The sequence below is a fragment of the Negativicutes bacterium genome, assembly GCA_018052945.1.
In the GTDB taxonomy this organism is placed as follows: Bacteria; Bacillota; Negativicutes; order JAGPMH01; family JAGPMH01; genus JAGPMH01.
The window spans coordinates 20,610-41,135 of sequence record JAGPMH010000004.1 but is presented as its reverse complement, the minus strand read 5'-3'; the positions used below and the strand labels follow the sequence as shown (position 1 = coordinate 41,135).

Sequence of the window (20,526 nt, the reverse complement as noted above, 5' to 3'; positions counted from 1 at the left end):
TTTGCCACTTATTTTATGCCAAAGAGATTTTTAACATTATCAGTAGTTGTTACAGCTAATTCTTCCACTGTTATATTACGAATTTGTGCTATTTTTTCGGCAATTATTTTAATATAAGCCGGCTCATTGCGCTTACCACGGTATGGTTGCGGTGTTAAATAAGGACAGTCAGTTTCTAATAATAAGTATTCTAATGGGATTTTAGCAACAATTTCCGGCAATTTCGCTGAATTTTTAAAAGTTACCGGCCCTCCTACTGATAAAAAGAAATTCATTTTAATCAGTTCTTTTGCCATTTCCCAGCTACCAGAATAACAATGCATAACACCGGTTAGACCTTTAGCTTCCTTTTTCAAAATATCCATCACATCACCATGCGCATCACGATTATGTACAACAATCGGTTTATTCATCTGTTTTGCAACATCAATTTGTTCTATAAATATTTTGCGTTGTAGTTCTCTTGGTGCTCCATCATCATAATAATAATCTAGCCCGATTTCGCCCAGTGCTACAACCTTTGGCAGCTTTAGCCATGCTGCCAATTGATCATAATCTTTAGCCTTAGCATTGACCACATCTTGCGGGTGAATACCTACTGCCGCATAGATTTGTTCATACTTTTCACTAAGTTCAAGCGACTTTGCCGACGAATCCATATCTGCACCAATATTAATTATTCTGCTAACACCATTTTCCTTAGCTCTTTGAATAACCGCAGTTAAATCTTCAGCATAAGCACTATCATCCAAATGGGCATGTGAATCCACCAACATGAATTATTTCACCTTACTTCCTTCCGGCATCTCAACCTCAACAACTTTCAACTCATCACCACAAGAAGCTGCCAACACCATCCCCTGTGAAACGATACCACGAATCTTCGCCGGTTTTAAATTTATTACCATTACCACATTTTTTCCCACTAACTCTTCCGGTGCATAATGTTTGGCAATGCCGGAAACAATTTCACGTTGTTCTGTCCCCAAGTCAACTTTTAATTTCAAAAGCTTATCAGCTTTCTCTACCTTTTCCGCCGCCAAAACCTTGACTACTCTTAAATCAACTTTAGCAAATTCATCAATTGTAATTTCAACTTCGTCTTTTTTCTGTTCAACCACTGCTGGTACAACCGTCTTAGCTACTGCCTCTGCCTTTTCTTCCTCAATACGCGGAAAAATTTGTTCAGGTTGCTCTACTTTAGTTTCTGTCATAACTGTACCCCATTCTTTAATATCTTTAAATTTAACTTTAGAAAATTCACCAAGCCCCAATTGTTTCCATATTTTCGGTGCTGTATTAGGCATAAACGGTGCTATTAATACACTGATAATACGCAAGCTCTCAATCAAATTATACATAACTGTTTGTAACCGTTCTTGTTTGCTCTCATCTTTCGCCAATGCCCACGGTCCAGTTAAATCAATATATTTATTAGAACGACTAATTAAATTCCACACCGTTCTGATCGCTACACTTATTTCCATTTTATCCATACTGTCTTGGTATTGCTTCACAGTATTTTGTGCTAATGCTATTAATTCTGTATCAACATCTTCCAAAACTTTAGTGTTTTTCACTAAGCCGCCATTAAATTTATTAACCATACTTAATGTGCGGTGTAACAAATTACCCAAATCATTAGCTAAATCAGCATTAATCCTTTGGATCAAAGCTTCTCGCGAAAAATTACCGTCTAAGCCCAAGTTAATTTCCCGTAATAAAAAATATCTGATAGAATCTGCACCAAATTCATCAATTAATGCTACCGGATCAATAACATTGCCTTTTGATTTTGACATTTTATCACCATCAACAACTAACCACCCATGACCATATACTTTTTTCGGCAATTCCAGCTCTAATGCCATTAAAATAATCGGCCAAATAATAGTATGGAATCTCACTATTTCCTTACCTACTAAATGAATATCGGCCGGCCAAAACTTATTAAATTTTTCAGTATCACTCAGATAGCCCGCCGCCGTTAAATAATTTGATAATGCATCAAACCAAACATAAATAACATGCTTATTGTCAATCGGTACCGGAATTCCCCAATCAAAAGTGGTTCGAGAAATACATAAATCTTCTAAACCGCCTTTAATAAAATTAATCATCTCATTTTTTCGGCTAACCGGTTGAATAAAGTCAGGATTATCTTCAATAAATTGCAATAGTCGATCTTGATATTTAGACATTCTAAAAAAATAACTTTCTTCTTGTACTGTCTCCACCGGACGACCACAATCCGGACATTTGCCATCAACTAATTGACGCTCAATCCAAAAAGTTTCACAAGGCGTACAATATAATCCTTCATAAGTACTTTTATAAATATCGCCTTTGTCATAAATCTTTTTGAAAATTTCTTGCACTACATTATAATGACGCTTTTCCGTTGTTCTGATAAACTCATCATTTGATATATTTAATTTTTCCCATAATGCTTGAAACCCTGCCACAATTTTATCAACATATTCTTTCGGCGTAATATTTTGTTCGGCCGCTTTGCGTTGAATTTTTTGCCCATGCTCATCGGAGCCCGTAACAAATAAAACATCAACATCAGTTAATCTTTTATATCGCGCCATCGAATCTGCGATGGTCGTACAATATGCATGTCCAATATGCAATTTATCACTAGGGTAATAAATCGGTGTCGAAATATAGAATGTTTCTTTTTCCATTTACCAAAAACCTCACTTTTTCAATTTTATATTATCTATAATAATTTCCCTTAAAACGGGATATTTAAATGACTTTTCGACATTTTTCGCCATATTAATTCTAAATTAAATGAAAATCAATATATTTTTATGATTTTTTGTAAAAAATAGGGTTGACACCTACTGTTATATTTGGTATTATTTAGTCAGACAGAATTTGTCGAACATTGTTGAAAGCAAAGGAGCGATTTTATATGAAATCAACTGGTATTGTTAGAAAAGTGGATGAATTAGGAAGAGTTGTTATTCCAATCGAACTTCGTCGTACTTTATCTATTGAAGAAAAAGATGCTTTAGAAATTTACGTGGATCAAGATCGTATTGTTCTTCGTAAATACGAGCCAGCTTGCGCTTGCGTATTCTGCGGAAATGCCGGCGACGTTGTTAATCACAAAGGCAAAAATATTTGTCATGAGTGCATTAGCGCAGTTAGCAACCCAACAGCATAACCTACATTCCTTTATACCTTTTAGGACATTGATTGATTTATCAATTAATGTCTTCTTTTTTTTCTGCTTCCAACATAGTTTGGTAAACATCTCGGCGCGAAAGATTAAGTTTTACAGCTATTTTTTTAATAGCTGTTTTTTTATCGACGCCTTCTTGTACTAAAGCTTGCACTAAATCACAAATATCAGCTGTACTCAGAGGTTCGTTACTTTCTTCTAAGCCCTGTTTTTCTTGATTAAATCCTTCTACAACAATGGTGAATTCACCCCGTGGCTGATTTTCCTTGAAATATTTTATCAAATACTCCACATCGCCCCGTAAAAATTCTTCAAATTTTTTAGTCAGTTCACGCGCTGCTACCACCTTACGATTACCTAAAATATTAACCAACTCAGCTAAAGTATCTTTTATGCGATGTGGCGACTCATAAAATAATAAAGTTTTTTCCTCTTCTTTTAATTGTTCTAGCAATTCTTTTCTTTTTTTATTTGTTTTCGGCAAAAAACCAATAAAACTGAACATAGTAGTATCAAGCCCGGAGCAAATAAGTGCTGATAGCGCTGCATTTGCCCCAGGAATAGGTGTTACAACAATATTATGTTCTATCGCTAATGATACTAAGTGACTGCCCGGATCGGCAATCCCCGGTAAACCGGCGTCACTGACCACTACTACACTCTTGCCTTCCAACAAGGTTGTTATTAACTCCGGCCCTTTAGATAATTTATTATGTTCATGATAACTGGTTAACGGTGTATGAATATCAAAATGATTCAATAATTTGATAGTATGACGAGTATCTTCCGCGGCAATCAAGTCAACTTCTTTTAATATCCTGATGCTACGAAAAGTCATATCCTCTAAGTTGCCGATGGGGGTTGCACAAAGATATAATATACCACTATTAGTCATGATTTGTACCTATTAATCTTCTACTGCTGCCATATAATATTGGTTTAGCATCTCAGTATAAGTATTATCTTCCTTGTATATAATAAAAGGTTCCATAATTTCAAGCCCACTCTTCGCACCAACAATCCCCTCAATCATTATTAGATTGGGCTTTTTATTGATAAAAGGTTGCACTAATTGCAACCTTTTTGGCTCAATTTTGTATTTTGCCAGTAACGTCATAATCTCTGTTAATCGTTCTGGTAAATGTATCATGGAAAAACGCCCGTGGTATTTTAATAACCGCCGGGCTGTTTTAATAATTTCTTCTAAAGTTACCGTTAATTCATGTCGCGCCATTGCAATATTTTTATTATCACTAATTTTCCCTTGATCTTTACTCCAATACGGTGGATTACAGGTGACAATATCATAATGATTAGCTTGTAAATAAGTTGTCGCTTCCTTTAAGTCAATATTCAAAACCTTCAGGTTATCACTAAGATTATTTAAAGCAAAACTCCGCTGAGCCATATCGGCAGTTTTAGGATTAAGTTCAAGCCCGACCACCTCATTAAACCCTCTGGCAGATAACAATAACGGAATAATACCTGTTCCAGTTCCTAAATCGACAACCTTCGCTTTGTTTTTAAACGTAGTAAAATGCGACAGCAGTACTGCATCAATCGAAAAACAAAATTCCGTTTCATCTTGAATTATTTTTAATTTTTTTATCAGTAAATCATCAAGACGCTCATTAACTTTCAAACAAACCTTATTCATCGTCCTTTTCAACTACTTCTTCCCAAGGAACAACTAACGTTCTATTATCATCCAGTAGTACTGTAACATTCTTTTTCGCACTATTAACGGCAATAACTTTCCCTTCACCGTCCACTGTAACAACGCGTCGTCCCGCCGTTGGAGCTATAATTTTCTTGCAAGCTGCACCATAACAATCATTTTCATATTTCAAGCAACACATCAAGCGACCACAAATCCCTGATATTTTGGTGGGATTAAGTGATAAATTTTGTTCTTTAGCCATTCTAATTGATACCGGCTCAAAATCACCTAAAAAGGTAGCACAACATAACGAACGACCGCAACAGCCCACTCCCCCCATCAATTTGGCCTCATCCCTGACACCAATTTGACGAAGTTCTATTCTTGTACGAAAAACAGCGGCTAAATCTTTTACTAATTCACGAAAATCAATTCGTCCTTCTGCCGTAAAATAAAAAATAATTTTATTAACATCAAAAGTATATTCTACTTCAATTAGCTTCATCGGTAAATTGTGCGCTACAATTTTTTGCTCACAAATTTCAAAAGCTTCTTTTTCTTTCTGTTCATTAAGTACAACTTGCTTTTTATCTCCGGCCGTAGCAATTCTTTGTACTGTCTTTAACGGTAATACCACCTTATTACGTGGCACCTGTCTTGGACCTAAAACAACTTGGCCAAATTCCACCCCTCTGGCAGTTTCAACAATAACCGCATCTTGATCCGTAATTTTAAAATCTCCCGGATCAAAATAATATATTTTTCCGGCCTTTTTAAAGCGGACTCCTACAACATTGTATAACAAATCTTTACCTCCTTTGTAACTCATCGATAACTTTTATCAGCATAGCTTCAATAATTAATTTTAGATTAGCATTGGCTTCAATCGCTTGAATACTTCTTGCTATTTCTTTTTGAACCCAGACCAATTGGTAATCAGACCAATATTTTATCTGTTCTTTAAGTTCAGCTGTTAAATCAATATTATAAAGCAAAGTATCTTGCTCATCATAATGCAATATTAAAATATCACGTAGTAACATCTTCACATGTACTAGCAATTCAACAATTTGGCTTCGTTCTAATTCCACTACTTTATTGCCATATTCCCAAACTTCGGTTTTTCTCATTTTTGGCAAAGCATTAACTATTTTAAATGCCAATTTACGCATAATTAGCCCATCTTCGCTCAATAACTCCAACGCTTTACTAATACGACCACCGGATACTCTAGAAACGACCGCCGCCTCCGCTAATGAAACCCCTTTTTCGTTAACTAAATATTTTTCTAAAATATTCGGTGAAATCGGCTGAAAATTCATAATTTGGCACCGCGACTTAATAGTATCCAGTAACGCTTCTGGCTTGGTCGCTATTAAAATAAAGATAATATTATTAGCCGGTTCTTCCAACGTTTTTAGTAAACTATTAGCGGTCTGAACAGTCATTTTATCAGCATTATCAATAATTATAACTTTCCGCTTCGCCTTATGCGGACCCAAAATTAAATCTTGCTGTAATTTTCTTACTTGCTCTATTTTGATAACATCATTATCAGGTTTAATAATAACTAAATCAATATTTTGATCAACCGGCTCCACTAAGCATTGCTGGCAATCCTGACAAGAAGAAGCTACTTTCGGGCAAAGCAAGGTCTTAGCTAAAACTTTTGCTAATTGAAATTTGCCGATCCCCTCAGGGCCAACAAATAATAAGGCGTGGGGAACTGCATCTTTATCCAACATTCCTTTTAATAATTTTATATTATTTTCATGCCCTACAATATCCAGCCAATTCATAATGAAATACCTCACATATATAGATCAACTAACATTCCTCTAATTACATCTTGTTTGGCAGCAATATTAAGGCCACGTTCTTGCCCTGACCTAATATCTTCAGTCATCGACTCTAAAGTATCATCAATTTTTTTGACAATAGTATAAACTTTTTGTCGCCCTTGACGATCCCAGCCATGTTGGGTTTCCAAAGAGTACATATTAGAAACCGCTTCGTTAACAAACGTTCTTACTAAATCCCGATATGACTTTAACTCAGAATAAGTTGGAGTCTCTGTTAACCGAGCTCCTTGTTTATCTATTTTTTCTAGTAATGCATTAAGTTTATCTTTAGAATATTTTTCTTGATTAGCTAAAAGTTCTGATGAAAACACATTATTTTTTTTGCTAACTTTATTAGAACTATCATGCTCCGTTACAATAAACGAGCTTCGTGCCTCCATATTTTTAATCTTCATCACTAACCAACCTTCCATATTGGATAATTTATACTTTATAGATGAACAGACAGACCTAATTTAAATTATAATTGCTTTATCTTAAATTAGCAAACATTCTCCACCATAAAATATATCCTTAATATAATTATCGACTTTAACTTATCCTTTAATAATAATAAAAACCAAAAAGCTCTCTTTATAACGAGCCTTTTGGTTTTTATTTATAACGAAAATTTTTCTGCAACTATTTGATATATTTCGGTATGAATATCATCAATAGTCCTTATTTTACTATCAGCAATACAATTTACCTTCTGCCAATTATACTTTTCCGCAATTTGGCAATAACCATTATAACATTCTGCTAAATACTTTGCGTCTTGCTCATGAATATCTTTAATACTATTTTCCGTTATCGCCCGCTCATTAACTAAGTTATAACTATACTCTGGTGCCATTTCCAAAAAAATTACCAAGTCAGGTATTGGTAGCTTAAACTTCTTGAACTCCAAGTCCCATAACCAGTCTAGATAAGTTTCTCGTTCCTTCTCATCTTTAATTTTTATCGCTTGATGCACCATATTAGAGGTCGTATAACGATCAGCAATTATAAAATTACCGGCTAAATAATCATCTTCCCATTTTGTCTTATATGAAGCAAAGCGATCTACCGCATAAAAAGTCGAAGCAGCATAAGCATTGACATCATTAACCGCTTTACCAAACTCGCCCTTTAGATACATTTTTATCAAGGCTGATGAGTCACTGTTATAGTCAGGAAATTCAACCTTCTTCGTTGTTAAGCCCTCTGTTTGTAATCTTTGATATAGTTTTTGTGCCTGCGTCGCCTTGCCACAGCCATCGCCAGCCTCAATAATAATAAGTTTACCGGTCATTTATTTCACCACTCTAATCTGTTCTAATTTGCAATCAACCGGTCCCACTACTTTGTAACCGGCTTGAACCATCTTTTGGCAGTACTCATAAATATCAATGGTTATTTCTTCGCCCGGACAAATTATGGGGATTCCCGGGGGATAAAATGTTATCGTTTCACCACAAACTGCACCGATAGCGTCCTTAAAAGCCAGACTTTTTTTACTAGCATAAAAAGCTGCTTGAGGAAAAATAACTTGAGGTGGAATTTGTGGCAACTTAATTTCAAGGTCATGGTTTACGGTATTTTGAAATTTAACAGCCATCGCCCTAAGAGCACCTAACAAAGTCTGGACCGAAGCTTCATCATCGCCAATAGTAATAATAAATAGCACATTATAAGCATCTGCTAATTCTGCTTGTATTTTATAATCATTGCGCAAAATTTGTTCAGCTTGCAGACCGGTTAGCCCCAACCCCTTGAAACTAACCGTTATTTTAGTACAATCTAAATCATATATATTCTCTTTTTCACGACCAAAACAACTCAATCCTTCAATCTGATTAATGGCCTGCCTTAAATTACAACTTAAGGTTATGGCTTTATCTAAGAGCTCTTTTCCACTTGTCGCCATTTGTTGCCTTGCCAAATCCAAAGAAGCCAATAACAAATAATTAGGACTGGTTGATTGCAGTAGACTTAGTACTTTTTCGAGTTTTACTACATCAATATTGTCATGCCGACAATGTAGCATTGAACATTGTGTCATTGCTGCTAAGATCTTATGCGTACTTTGTGCTACAATATCAGCACCTGCTTCCAGCGCTGATATTGGCAGCTTTTCATTAAAAATAAGGTGTGGCCCGTGCGCCTCATCCACCAATAAAATTTTATTATGACTATGAACAATCTTTGCTATTTTTTTGATATCTGCGACGACACCATAATAAGTAGGATTAACAATCAATACCGCCTTAGCATCCGGTTCTTTCAATAATGCTTCTTCAATAGTTTCAGGACTTACCGCCATCGCTATTCCTAACATTTCATCTGTTTCAGGCTCTAAATAGAGTGGCTGCGCTCCAGCTAAAATAATGCCCCCTATAACCGAAGAATGGGCATTACGAGGAATTAAAATTTTATCATTACGTCCTACGCTTGCTAAAATCATTGCCTGAATCGCACAAGTTGTACCATTAATGACAAAATAACTACTATCAGCTTGATATAATTGTGCCGCTAAAGCTTGGGCATCTTTAATATAACTTTGCGGTTCATGCAAATCATCTAGTTCCGCCATCAAGGATACATCCATTAATAAACTTTCACTGCTCATCATTTTTTTTAAAGCTGTACTCGCCCCTTGACCTTGTTTATGCCCCGGCGTATGAAAAGCCAACGCCTGATCTTTAATATAATTTTTCAAAGCTTGGTATATCGGCGCTATCTTTTGTGTTAACATTTTATTTATTGTTCTCCTTATTTTAGCGGTATCACCATTTCTAGCTTAGTGCCTTTATTAGCTTCACTACTTATCTTCAGCTTACCATGTAGTAATTTAATTCTCTCTCTCATCCCAATTAACCCATAACTGGAACTAGACTGATTTTTTTCATCAACCGCAAAGCCAATGCCCTTATCTTCAATATGAATAATCAAAAATTCATCATTAAACTCTAAACTTACTTTTGCTTCTGTGGTCTTAGAATGCTTCACAATATTATTTATTGATTCTTGTATCACCCTAAAAACACTAACTTCAATGTGATTAGGCAATCGTTTCGGCATCCCAAAAAACCGTAGCTTAAGATCAATACCATAGCGAACTTTAATTGTTTCAATAAACCTTGTCGTGGCAGCCTCTAACCCTAAATCATCAAGTGCCATTGGTCTTAAATCAAAAATTATATCTCTAGTTTCACTTAAGCAACCGCGTACCAAATTACGCAGTTCTTGTAATTCCTTTTTAGCCTTATCTTTATCTTTATCAATCCAACGCTCACAAATTTCCGCATGATAGACAATATTAGCCATCATTTGTGCCGGACCATCATGAATTTCTCGTGATATTCTTAAGCGTTCATCTTCTTGTGCTTTAATAATACTTGGCACCAAAATCTTATCTTGATTTAAAGTTTCAATTTTATCAGCAACTTGACCCATTTGAGCACAAAGCAACCCTAACATCACTCCGACTTGCGACACCAATTGTTTAGCTTTTTCCGCCGTTCCTTGCAATTGCTTTAATCTAACCTCTAGCTCATCACGCTTGCGCCGCAAATTTTGTTCTTGTTCTCGCATAACCGCTAGCTGTATTTGCAATTTTTGAGCATTTTCATAACATTGTTTTATTTTCTCTTCTGAATATAGATTAAAATTACTGCTAACAATGACCAAATCAGCCCGTGCTTTTTTTTCAGCTTTTTCTAAAAGATCAACTTTGACAATGATCTTATTCGTTTCTTCTCTGATTTTGTCAATGTCTTTGGCAACATGTAAAACTTCACTCTCTGCCGCTTCATAGATATCATAAATCTGCTCTTTGCCTTTTTCCATCGCATCAACAGTATCTTTTATAACCTTGTCTAATAATTTTAAGTCTAAATTCTTCCCTTTTCTCACATACTTAGCCTACTTTTCTTTAATTTTAACCGCTATTATAAATAAAATTTATAATATTTCAATAATATCATTTTATCACAAAATTTATGGTAGTTTTAAATTTTAGTACTATTTTACTATAAAATAAATTTTATCCACAGCAATAATTTTCAAAAAGACTATTTTTGCTACTTTTCCTATAACTTATCCACATTACTCCCAACTTTGGGGATAAGTTTGGGGATAACTTGGGCTTTTATTAACAAATAAGCACTTACCGTTTATCGATAAGTGCTTATTATCATTAAATTATTTCTTGTTTGACTTCTTTCCACGATAAAATTGGCGTTTTTGCAAAGCCATTAAATACCGTCGCTGACGCTGATGTATAAGCACCACAATTAGGCACTAACAATAAATCACCAATATTTAAATCCACGCTCATTTTATCTCTAAATAAAACATCTAGAGAGTCACAACTAGGACCAGCAAAAGTTACCGGCTTCTTGTCGCCATCTTTAAATGATTCTAATTCAAAATCCCAATGATCAAAAATAACACCGGAAAAGCTTCCATACAAACCATCGTCCAAAAAGTACCATTGTTGCTTATTGCGTTCCTGCGTACCAATTACACTGGTGATTAAATTAACAGCAGTACCACAAATATATCTTCCTGGTTCAGCCCAAATTTCCGTATCAGGAAATAGTTCTTCTATATTAACATTAATTTCTTGCATCATCTCTTTAACATCAATATCAGTATCAATGGTCGGGATTGGAAAACCACCACCAATATCTAAAATCCGCAAATTAAAACCAGCTTCTTTCGCTTCATCAAATAATCTGCGACAAATTTTCAATGCTTCAACATGAGCCTCCGCTGTCGGTGATTGACTACCAACATGAAAACACAGCCCGCCAACATCTAGACCAGATTTTTTCGCTAAACCCAGTAACTTGATTGTATCTTCCGGTGCTGCACCAAACTTTTTATTTAAATCAACCAGTGCCTTAGGATTATCAACTCTAACCCGCAGTAAGACTGTCCCGCCGGGCACAGCTTGAGCCATCTTATAAATTTCTGATTCACTATCAAAAGTAAATTTATTAACACCCGTTTTTTTAGCAACCGCCAAACCATTTGGTGTTTTAAATGGATTAGCATAAACCATGTTATCAGCCGCTACCCCTAAATCAGTTAAGGCTAGCATTTCACCGTCTGAAGCAACATCAAAACAAGACCCTAAACTACTCAAAGTCTTGATAATCCGCTCATCAGGATTAGCTTTCACCGCATAAAAAACCTTAACTTTTGGCATATGTTCCTTTAAAAAACGGTAATTATGTTCAATTTGATCCTCATCCAACAATAATAACGGCGTTGAATATTTTGCCGCCAATTGCTTTACTTGACTTTCTGTTAAACGAAATTTTCTTACCATATCCCTCTCCCATCCTTGTTTACAAGTATATTTGCTTTTTTTAAACAAATACCGTTATTAAGTATTTTGTTTTTTTTCCAAAAGTCCTGCAAACTTTTAAAGTTTTTAGCATTTTATTTTTTAAAACTAGCAAAATAGGAAAATACAGTTATATTATGTTAGTTTCTTGCTGTAAAAACAAAAATAATAACTTTTTAATCACTAACTTATTTCATCATCTTTGATCAAAATAGTATTGGGGTAACCACAGACTAATGTGGTTACCCCAATACTATTTTATAACATTAATTTTTAAAAAGCAGGAACTACTGCCCCTTTATATTTTTCATTAATAAAGTTTTTCACTTCATCTGATTTTAATGCTTTAACTAATTTTTGCAAATCTTCTCTATTTTCATCGCCAGCTCTAGCTACAAGAATATTTACATACGGTGAATCACCTTTTTCCATTGCTAAAGCATCTTTAGTCGGTACAAACCCAGCTTCTAACGCATAGTTTGTATTAATAACCGCTAATGCAACATCGTCTAATGCTCTTGGTAATTGCGGTGCTTCTAATTCAGTAATTTTAATATGTTTTGAGTTTTCTACAATGTCAGCTACCGTTGCATTAGTAGTAGCACCTTCTTTTAATGTAATAAGACCAGCTTTCGCCAATAACATTAAGGCTCTACCACCATTAGTCGGGTCATTAGGAATTGCCACTTCCATATTATGTCCTAATTCATTAATCCCTTTAAGTTTTTTAGAGTAAATTCCCATTGGTTCAATATGAATTCCAGCAATATTCACTAAGTTTATATTACGTTCCTTGCAGAATTTTTCTAAATAAGGAGTATGTTGAAAGAAGTTAGCATCTAATTCTTTATCAGCCACTGCTAGATTAGGTGTAACATAATCAGACATTTCCACTATTTCCAAATTAACATTTTCTTTAGCCAATATCGGTTTAACAATTTGTAAAATTTCTGCATGCGGAACTGCCGTTGCACCAACCTTTAAGGTTTTTGGAGCATCCGCTTTTCCACATCCAACTAAGACCAAGGCACTTACAAGTAAAGCAGTAAGGATTAAACTAATCTTTTTCATTAAACATCCCTCATTTTCTTTTTATTTTTTATTTAAACTGCGAGCAATATAATCACCCACAGATTGAACCAATTGTACTTGAATAATCAAAATAATAACCGTTGCTAACATTACCATTGGCTGAAAACGCTGATAACCATATCTAATTGCCAAGTCACCTAAGCCACCACCGCCAATTGCTCCTGCCATTGCCGAATAACCGATTAAATTAATGATAGTATTGGTTAGTGCCGCTACAATCGACGGCATTGTTTCCGGCAACATTACTTTTGTAATAATTTGCCAAGGAGTCGCCCCCATCGCTTGAGCTGCTTCAATTACCCCATATTCTAACTCTTTCAACGAAGTTTCAACGAGCCTTGCAACAAAAGGAATCGCCGCAATAGTAAGCGGTACCATCGCCGCCACTGTTCCAATAGAGCTTCCTACGACCATTCGTGTAAAAGGAATAATAGCCACCATCAAAATAATAAATGGAGTTGATCTGGCAGCATTAACAATTAAACCTAAACATCTATTAATATGTAAGCTTTCTAAAATATGGTTTTTATCAGTAACAATTAAAATTACGCCCAAGGGGATACCAATTAACCCCGATATTACTGTCGAAACAAATACCATGTAAGTTGTTTCATACAACGCTTTAAGAAGCAACATTATCATGTCTTGCGACATAACCAATCACCTCTATTCCTAATTGCTTTTCTTGCAAGTAACTTAATGCTTCTTGAATTTTTTCAGCATCACCTGATAATTCTAATAATAACGTTCCATACGGAGTAGTTTTAATATGATCCACATTACCATAAAGAATACTAATATCAATATCAAACCGTCTTATTAACCCTGCAATAATCGGTTCTTCGGTAGAATGCCCCATAAAAGAAATCCTCAATACTAAATGACCATTATTGATTGGTTCAGGGGAAAACTCTGTTCCTTGAAAAATCTCCGGTAAATCATGATTGATAATAGCGGAAATAAAGTCTCTGGTCGTTTCTTGTTGCGGTTTACTGAAAATATCAATAACCGGTCCTTGTTCGATAATTTTACCATTTTCAATAACAGCAACCTTATCACAGATTTCCTTAATTACCTGCATTTCATGCGTTATCAACACAATTGTCAATTGCAAGCTTTGATTGATATCTTTCAATAAATCTAAAATTGACTTCGTCGTTTGTGGATCAAGGGCTGATGTCGCTTCATCACACAATAACACTTTCGGATTATTTGCCAACGCTCTAGCAATCCCCACTCGTTGTTTTTGTCCACCGCTTAATTGGGCCGGATATTGATCCTTTTTACTTTCTAGACCAACCAATTCCAGCAATGGTAAAACCTTATCTTGAATCTCTTTAGCACTTTTGCCACTCAGTTTTAACGGAAACGCGACATTTTCATACACAGTAGCAGAAGATAATAAATTAAAATGTTGAAAAATCATTCCGATATCCTTACGCGCTAATCGCAACTGATTATCTGCCATTTTAGTTAAATTTAACCCATCTACTACTACTTCACCTGCTGTTGGAGCTTCCAACATATTGATACATCTTATTAATGTACTCTTTCCCGCACCACTTTTACCGATTATGCCATAAATTTCACCTTTTGCTATATCCAAATTTATGCCTTGCAACGCATAAGTTGAACCATCATAGGTTTTTCGAATATTAGAAAGCTTGATCATGACTACAACCTCCTTTTTTTATTATTTACCAACAAAAAAGAAAAACTCTTTTCATCAAGAAAAGAGTTTGCAAAATCACGCTGTCTTTTCTCTCATCTTCAGGATTTTCCTGCTGGATTTGGCACCAATTCATTTCTGCCGGTTGCCGGGTGTCATAGGGCCAGTCCCTCGACCACTCTTGATAAGAGTATTTATATTATTAAAGATATTATCACGATGTTTTAACGCTGTCAATAAAAATAAGCTATAATTTTAAAAACCGCTAGTTCTTATCACCTTAAATAATTTGGCAGCCTATTGCTAGCTATTTTCATTGCTAAGAATAGACTGCTATTAACTCAAATTTCTCCATCATAAGACTCTAAACAGCCAAACTCCTATAAAATAACGTTAAAAATCACCTAATTTACCATAAAACAAAACCTTTGTCCTATATACACTGGAAAATTTTTATATTAATATTGAACTATGTTTACATTTTTAACCTATTTCACAATAACTTTAAGTTGCTCTGACTAATAATTCTTAAAATTATCAGTCAGTAAGCTAATATTATTTGACTTTATCGTCGTTTTATTTTCATAAGCTTTCAAACCACGTTCTGAGACATTTTGTTACTTTAGCAAAATGCCTCATTTTAATGTCTAACCTCTATAATCTACAATAAACCTCAAACTATCAGTCGTTTAAACCTGTTAAAAAATTAAATTTTAATAATTTTTTCATTCTGTACTTTATCGGAAAGGGTTCTAATTCATGTTAAAAATATCAGTTAACAATTTATTACCGGGAATGGTTGTCGCTAAAAACATTTATGATGCCGACGCTAATCTATTATTAAGTAAAGATATGATCTTAACAATGCAGTATATAAATCGCTTAAAAACCATCGGCTTAAGATCAATTTATATTCTCACTGAAAAAAGCCACAATAATATTCTTTATCAAGAAGATATTATGCGTGAAGAAACAAGATTAAAGGCGATTAAAAGCATTGGCGATACCTTTAAGAAATGTCTTTGCACTAAAAAACTAGATATTGATGTAATCAAAGAAGTTACTATAAATATTATCGATGAGATTTCCCAAAGTAAAACTAATCTAATTCAGCTCAGTGATATTATTACTTTTGATGAATATACCTTTGGTCATTCTGTTAATGTCTGTGCTATTTCAACAATGATGGGCATAATTAACCAATATAGTCCTAAAAGATTATATGAGTTAGCGCTTGGAGCTATTCTACATGATATTGGTAAAATTATGGTTCCTTTAGAAATCCTCAACAAAAAGGGACGCTTGGATGAAGAAGAGATGAAGATAATGAAGAACCATTCTACTTATGGTTTTGAGTTATTACGGAAAACCAGGAATTTATCAGTTGTCCCAATGCACGTTGCCTTTCAACATCACGAAAATTTTAATGGATCAGGTTATCCCCGTGCTTTAAAAAATTTAAAGATTCATCAATATGCCCGAATTGTTGCCATTGCTGACGTCTATGATGCCATTACAACTGAGCGACCTTATCAAAAAGCCCGCACACCATATCAAGCTTATGAAATAATGAGCAGTGAAGCCGGCATAAAATTTGATATAAACTTACTAGAGTCCTTTTTTGATAATCTAGCCATCTTTACACCCGGCTCATTAGTACTGTTAAGCAATGGCTTTTATGCCATCGTTACAAGCATTTCTTCCGGTCTACAATTTCATCCAACCATTAAAGTAATAGCGAAGCCTAATAAAGAATTTTTAAAAGAAGAATTGTATATTGATTTAAAAGAATATGACCACATTAAAGTACTACGCAATTTATCAGAAAATGAAACTATTGCTATTTTAAATAGTACTCAAGCTTTAAACACCAGCGCTATGCTCTAATAATTATAATTTTATTTAAGAAAAAAAAGTAAAAGCAAGTAATATTTTAATTAAAATACTACTTGCTTTTACTTATTATAAGGTGTATAGTATGAAACTATATATTATTTTAAGGCTGGTGGCGTTATGACTTATTTTATTAACAAAGTAACTTCCTTCTCCAACAAGACTTTAGCTAACTTGGCAATGCTCTTTACTGTAGTCTGTTGGGGAATATCTTTTATCAGTATTAAAGTTGTTGTTAATGAAATTCCGCCCATAACGACAGCCTGTTTCAGATTTTTAATAACAAGTATCTTTTTATGGATTGCTTTACATAAAATAGAGCCAAAACATCACCTCACTGTGAAAATAATGCCTAAATTAGCACTCGGTGGCTTTTTAGGCATCACACTTTATTTTTGTTGCGAAAATACCGGTATAAAATTGACAACCGCATCCAATGCTTCTTTAATAACCGCTTTAGTACCAATTTTAGCAATCGGCCTTGATGTAATTTTTTTCAAAAGCAAACTATCCTTGTCCAAAATTTGTGGCATTATTATCGCTCTAATTGGCACCTATTTAATCGTTACAGCCAGTGGCAATATTGATTTTTCTTCTGACACCTTTAAAGGAAATATGTTTATGATTGGCGCTATGAGTTCTTGGGCTTTTTATACTATTCTTAATAAATTTTTACAAGCTCAGCACTCCGCTTTATTTTTAGTAACCTACCAGACAATCTTTGGCGCAATGTTTCTTGTTCCATTATCACTCTTTGAATTTAACCAGTGGCATTCTTTTTCCTTATTAGCCTTTGCTAATATTTTATTTTTAGCCATCATTTGTTCCGCCATCGGTTATTTTCTCTATAGCTTTGCTTTAAAAAATCTCGATGTAACCGTCACTACCATTTATCTTAATCTGACCCCTATAATCGGCATTCTCTCCGGTTATTTAATTTTAAATGAAAGTATTTTACCGTTACAACTATTGGGTGGATTTTTAGTAATTCTCAGTATTTATATTGCAAATCGTTAAAAGGGTTAAAGCTAATGAGTATTAGCTTTAACCCTTTTAATCATTGATAAACTTGTTAACCCTATGAAACACATCCTTTGTTCCAACTACAACTATTTTATCATTTTTATGCAAAACAAAATAAGGTCCGGGAGAAATTATAATTTCATTATTTCTTCTAACTGCAACAATAGTTGCTCCAGTATTATGCCATAATGCAATTTTTTCTAAGGGCTTATCAACCACCAAAGACTCATCTTTAACCATTATTTCAACTGGATTAAATGGTGTTAAGTTTTTTAATTGATCAGAATATTTCATTATTTCAGTCATAATGTTTTTAAAACACTTATCATTATCCTCTTTTTGTTTAAGCAATATTTCTAACTCTTGTTTCAACGAATGTGCATATACCGTATTTTTATTATGCTCAACTAAATTTTTAGCTTGTTCTAATGAAACTATTGTAACTTCTTTTCCTTGCGAAACATCGACTACATTTGCTTCTTTCAATATAGCAATCGCCTTACGAATCGTTTCTGGCGAAACATTATATCGACTAGCTAATAACGACCTTCCTGAAATTTTATCACCTCGGTTAAAGTCGCCATTAATAATTTTATTAGCAATATCAATTGCTATTGTTAAATATACTGCCATCGGTCTAGCCATAAATCCTCATCCTTGTTCTTTCTCTTTAGTACTTCTTTCAACATTGATAATAATTTCAACGCGTCGTTTTAATTTTTCTTCCAATACCGACTTTATAGATTTTATCAGGTTTTCTTCAATTTTATCAACTGCATTTATCTTAATGATAATCTTATACGTACCTAAATTGCTATTATAAGAAAAATCATAACCTAACAATTCAGCACTCGGTAAAATAATAAATTTTTCTTGTAAGACAGCACCAATCAAATCTTCTGGAGTCGTAGTTTTCTCAACCTCCACTACTTCTTTTTCTTTAATTTTCGGTAATAATTGTTCAAAACTATTTAAACTATTTTTATTATCAACTTTTTGAATTAAGACGACATCAGCATATAATTTTACCGCTTTACCTAATTTCAATTCTAAAAAATTTTCCATTTGTCTGATGTTGTCCGAACTTAAATTCTTCGTTGTACGAAAAGCAGCATTTATTTCAAATTTCTCATCATCCTCATTATAATCAGTTGAAATCAAGGTAGAATGCGGTGAAATGCTGGAAATATTTTCTCGTAAAGAGTTATTTATAATATCTGCTTTATTGGCAGTATTATATGTTTTATACATAATAACTGCTAATGGTATTGAAATAACTAATAACAAAATAATTGGATAAAAAAATATTTTATTATTAGTTGTGATAATTCTGTACTTTATTGCATTAAAGTTGTTTTTCTGCGAAAAACCCGCCAATTCAAAGGTTGCTATCGCCGCAACATTTATTGCAATCATATTGGCTAAAAATAACAAAAAAGCTCCCGTGACAATATTAAAATCTTGCTTTGCCAAACCAATACCAACAACGCATAATGGCGGCATTAAGGCTGTCGCAATTGCCACCCCTGGTAAAGTTGCACTCTGCGGTTTTACGCACATCGCATAAGTACCAGCAACCCCTGAAGCTAAAGCAATAACTAAATCAACAATTGTTGGCTTAGTTCTACTTAAAACTTCGGCTGTAATATGAGATCCCGGTAAAATAAGGGTTAAAATAACCGCTAATAACACTGCTGTAACTGCCCCTAAAACTTCTGCTTTGATAGAGGTTTTAAGTAAATCATTATTATTACTGGTCAGCGCTATCGCTCCTCCTAAAATAGGTCCAATCAATGGTGCTATTAACATTGCACCAATTATAACCGCAGTACTATTAGATAATAGACCATATGTTGCAACAGTACAAGATAACACAACCATCGCAAAAAAGTAAAAACTCGGTTTAGCATCAGCCGTAATATTATCATATATTTTCGCTCGTTGTTCATTATTAGGCCAAGACATTATACTCACCTCTAATTTATGCTTATAGTCAAATTATACTACTGAAAACATTGTGATAACAAAGGAATTTTAATATACCGGAATATTATTTCTAAACATATCACTAATAACATATTCCATATTATATAAGCCTGCTGATTTCCCGACTAAAAACTTCGCTGCAAAAATAGCGCCTTGGCCAAAAGCGGCTCTACTAATACTCTCATGTGTTAATCTGATTGTCTGATTTGGCATTCCAAAAACAATTTCATGTTTTCCCACAATGCCACCAACCCTAATCGCATGAATTTTTTCACTACCTAATTCTAAATTACTCGCTATTTTTTTAGCAGTTCCTGAAATTTCTTGTTTACTTTTAAAATGTTCTTCAATAATCTCTATATCAGCATGAGGAGCTATCTTTTGTAAAATTTGTGCTGCAACAATTAGAACGTTTATCCCTAAAGTTATATTGGGTGAGTATAACACTGCCGTTTCTTGCGAATAATCTTCCAGTTTTTTCAGTTCAGCCTGTTCATAATGAGATACTGCCGAAATAATTGGTATTTTTAATTTTGCTGCATTATCATAATAATATAACGCTTGTTGATGTGAAAAATCAATTATTACATCAACACCATTATTCTTAAAAAAGTCTTTATCTAAATTTTTAGCAGCAAATATTTTACCACAATCTTCTTCATACCCCAGCAACCGCGAAGCATATTTATTACCACAATCAATATTTTTAACAACCCACGTTAAATTAAAATTATCATCTTTTATAAACTCATCCGCCACTAATTTACCAGTCTTACCAAAGCCAAACAAACCTACTCTTATTTTCATAGCAATCCTCCTAATAACAAA

The 20,526-nt window shown here is 34.1% G+C and carries 18 protein-coding genes, 2 pseudogenes and 1 riboswitch; of the genes and pseudogenes, 3 read left to right on the top strand and 17 right to left on the bottom strand.

Annotated features, from left to right (window positions below; translation table 11 throughout):
- Positions 1–8 precede the first annotated feature (8 nt).
- Positions 9–776, bottom strand: coding sequence for a TatD family hydrolase (locus KBI38_01280; GenBank protein ID MBP8628695.1), 768 nt, complete (start codon positions 774–776; stop codon positions 9–11).
- A gap of 3 nt (positions 777–779) precedes the next feature.
- Positions 780–2,690, bottom strand: a complete 1,911-nt coding sequence (gene metG / locus KBI38_01275) for a methionine--tRNA ligase (GenBank protein ID MBP8628694.1) — start codon at positions 2,688–2,690, stop codon at positions 780–782.
- Between the two features lie 233 nt (positions 2,691–2,923).
- Here metG and KBI38_01270 point away from each other — a divergent pair, with 233 nt between their 5' ends.
- The gene (locus tag KBI38_01270; protein MBP8628693.1) at positions 2,924–3,178 is read left to right on the top strand and encodes an AbrB/MazE/SpoVT family DNA-binding domain-containing protein; all 255 of its coding nucleotides are present in this window, start codon (positions 2,924–2,926) and stop codon (positions 3,176–3,178) included.
- Between the two features lie 40 nt (positions 3,179–3,218).
- Here the strand turns inward: KBI38_01270 and rsmI are convergent, their stop codons facing one another.
- From rsmI to KBI38_01210, 12 genes are all read right to left on the bottom strand, one after another.
- Positions 3,219–4,091 carry a 16S rRNA (cytidine(1402)-2'-O)-methyltransferase gene (rsmI, locus tag KBI38_01265; protein MBP8628692.1) on the bottom strand — a complete coding sequence of 291 codons (873 nt, stop codon included), beginning with the start codon at positions 4,089–4,091 and terminating at the stop codon, positions 3,219–3,221.
- Between the two features lie 12 nt (positions 4,092–4,103).
- A complete protein-coding gene (locus KBI38_01260) occupies positions 4,104–4,853 on the bottom strand; it encodes a tRNA1(Val) (adenine(37)-N6)-methyltransferase (protein ID MBP8628691.1) in 750 nt (249 codons plus the stop codon).
- Entirely contained in the window at positions 4,846–5,685 is an 840-nt protein-coding gene (locus KBI38_01255) for a stage 0 sporulation family protein (protein MBP8628690.1), read from the bottom strand. The genes KBI38_01260 and KBI38_01255 overlap by 8 nt, the downstream gene beginning before the upstream one ends.
- Positions 5,666–6,655 carry a DNA polymerase III subunit delta' gene (gene holB / locus KBI38_01250; protein ID MBP8628689.1) on the bottom strand — a complete coding sequence of 330 codons (990 nt, stop codon included), beginning with the start codon at positions 6,653–6,655 and terminating at the stop codon, positions 5,666–5,668. Before holB ends, KBI38_01255 begins: the two co-directional genes overlap by 20 nt.
- A gap of 11 nt (positions 6,656–6,666) precedes the next feature.
- Entirely contained in the window at positions 6,667–7,113 is a 447-nt protein-coding gene (locus KBI38_01245; protein ID MBP8628688.1) for a YaaR family protein, read from the bottom strand.
- A 203-nt stretch (positions 7,114–7,316) separates the two neighbouring features.
- Positions 7,317–7,991, bottom strand: coding sequence for a deoxynucleoside kinase (locus KBI38_01240; GenBank protein MBP8628687.1), 675 nt, complete (start codon positions 7,989–7,991; stop codon positions 7,317–7,319).
- Positions 7,992–9,434, bottom strand: a complete 1,443-nt coding sequence (locus KBI38_01235) for an aminotransferase class I/II-fold pyridoxal phosphate-dependent enzyme (protein ID MBP8628686.1) — start codon at positions 9,432–9,434, stop codon at positions 7,992–7,994.
- Between the two features lie 17 nt (positions 9,435–9,451).
- Positions 9,452–10,528: a sensor histidine kinase gene (locus KBI38_01230; protein MBP8628685.1), complete on the bottom strand. Its 1,077-nt coding sequence runs from the start codon at positions 10,526–10,528 to the stop codon at positions 9,452–9,454.
- 349 nt (positions 10,529–10,877) lie between these two features.
- On the bottom strand, positions 10,878–12,017 hold the full coding sequence (locus KBI38_01225; protein ID MBP8628684.1) for a type III PLP-dependent enzyme: 1,140 nt from the start codon (positions 12,015–12,017) through the stop codon (positions 10,878–10,880).
- A gap of 291 nt (positions 12,018–12,308) precedes the next feature.
- A complete protein-coding gene (locus KBI38_01220) occupies positions 12,309–13,106 on the bottom strand; it encodes a MetQ/NlpA family ABC transporter substrate-binding protein (protein MBP8628683.1) in 798 nt (265 codons plus the stop codon).
- Between the two features lie 21 nt (positions 13,107–13,127).
- Positions 13,128–13,781, bottom strand: a complete 654-nt coding sequence (locus tag KBI38_01215) for an ABC transporter permease (protein ID MBP8628682.1) — start codon at positions 13,779–13,781, stop codon at positions 13,128–13,130.
- Positions 13,750–14,799 (bottom strand): methionine ABC transporter ATP-binding protein, encoded by a 1,050-nt coding sequence (locus tag KBI38_01210; GenBank protein MBP8628681.1) that lies wholly within the window; start codon positions 14,797–14,799, stop codon positions 13,750–13,752. Before KBI38_01210 ends, KBI38_01215 begins: the two co-directional genes overlap by 32 nt.
- 89 nt (positions 14,800–14,888) lie before the next feature.
- Positions 14,889–14,987: riboswitch (SAM riboswitch) on the bottom strand.
- Between the two features lie 568 nt (positions 14,988–15,555).
- Between KBI38_01210 and KBI38_01205 the strand changes: the two genes are divergently transcribed.
- Both KBI38_01205 and KBI38_01200 read left to right on the top strand, forming a co-directional pair.
- Complete coding sequence (locus KBI38_01205; protein ID MBP8628680.1) at positions 15,556–16,683, top strand: HD-GYP domain-containing protein; 1,128 nt, start codon at positions 15,556–15,558, stop codon at positions 16,681–16,683.
- 126 nt (positions 16,684–16,809) lie between these two features.
- A pseudogene (locus KBI38_01200) lies at positions 16,810–17,901 on the top strand (EamA family transporter).
- Here KBI38_01200 and KBI38_01195 read toward each other — a convergent pair.
- From KBI38_01195 to KBI38_01185, 3 genes and pseudogenes are all read right to left on the bottom strand, one after another.
- A pseudogene (locus KBI38_01195) lies at positions 17,788–18,357 on the bottom strand (GntR family transcriptional regulator). The pseudogenes KBI38_01200 and KBI38_01195 overlap by 114 nt on opposite strands.
- Before the next feature lie 6 nt (positions 18,358–18,363).
- Positions 18,364–19,677 (bottom strand): TIGR00341 family protein, encoded by a 1,314-nt coding sequence (locus KBI38_01190; protein MBP8628679.1) that lies wholly within the window; start codon positions 19,675–19,677, stop codon positions 18,364–18,366.
- A gap of 69 nt (positions 19,678–19,746) precedes the next feature.
- Positions 19,747–20,505 (bottom strand): dihydrodipicolinate reductase, encoded by a 759-nt coding sequence (locus KBI38_01185; GenBank protein ID MBP8628678.1) that lies wholly within the window; start codon positions 20,503–20,505, stop codon positions 19,747–19,749.
- Positions 20,506–20,526: the final 21 nt, after the last annotated feature.